Below are 514 nucleotides of genomic sequence, written 5' to 3'. Positions count from 1 at the left end.
ACTCCACAGACGCGGTCTTTCGTGGCAGTGTGTGGTAGATTGGAGTTCGGTCCGTTGCGACTGCAACATTCGTGAGCGATTGGAGGCGAACGCCGCTTCACCTGTTTGTTGCTGCATCACGCTCGGCGCGGGCATGTCGCGGGGACAAAAAGCTTGAATTCCCTCGCGGAGAAACGCAAGGGAACCCCTTTCATACAATGGTGACCGGCTCGGGATCGTCCCGCTTCACTGCGGTGCCGCGGGCCAAGTGCACGTCTTCGGTCGGCGCGCCGATGCGCTGCCCATGTTCACGGATGGCTTCGCGGTCGCTGGCCTCGTAGATGCAGACAGACCCGATCCGGCCGTCTTCCTCTGTCACCGCGTAGCTGCGGATCCAGCGAAGCCGGTCCTTCATATCCTCGCCGACCTGGAGCGATTTCTCGTTGGTCGCCGCGAGTTCGTCTTCGTTCGACCAGATGCCGTGACGGCGGATGATGTAGAGATCCATCTCTTCCTCCTTTCCCTTGCGTCGATG

General features: G+C 60.7%; 1 protein-coding gene. It reads right to left on the bottom strand.

Going from position 1 to position 514, the window contains the following annotated elements; translation table 11 throughout:
* Positions 1-190 precede the first annotated feature (190 nt).
* A complete protein-coding gene (locus tag AB6A65_RS16555; protein ID WP_115982101.1) occupies positions 191-487 on the bottom strand; it encodes a nickel-binding protein in 297 nt (98 codons plus the stop codon).
* Positions 488-514 lie beyond the last annotated feature (27 nt).

It is taken from the genome of Rhodosalinus sp. FB01 (assembly GCF_041365715.1).
Lineage (GTDB): Bacteria > Pseudomonadota > Alphaproteobacteria > Rhodobacterales > Rhodobacteraceae > Rhodosalinus.
This window is presented reverse-complemented; position numbering and strand designations above follow the sequence as displayed.

Coding starts and splice junctions, on each gene's coding strand:
- AB6A65_RS16555 (WP_115982101.1), bottom strand. CDS start 487: ATGGATCTCTACATCATCCGCCGTCACGGCATCTGGTCGAACGAAGAC.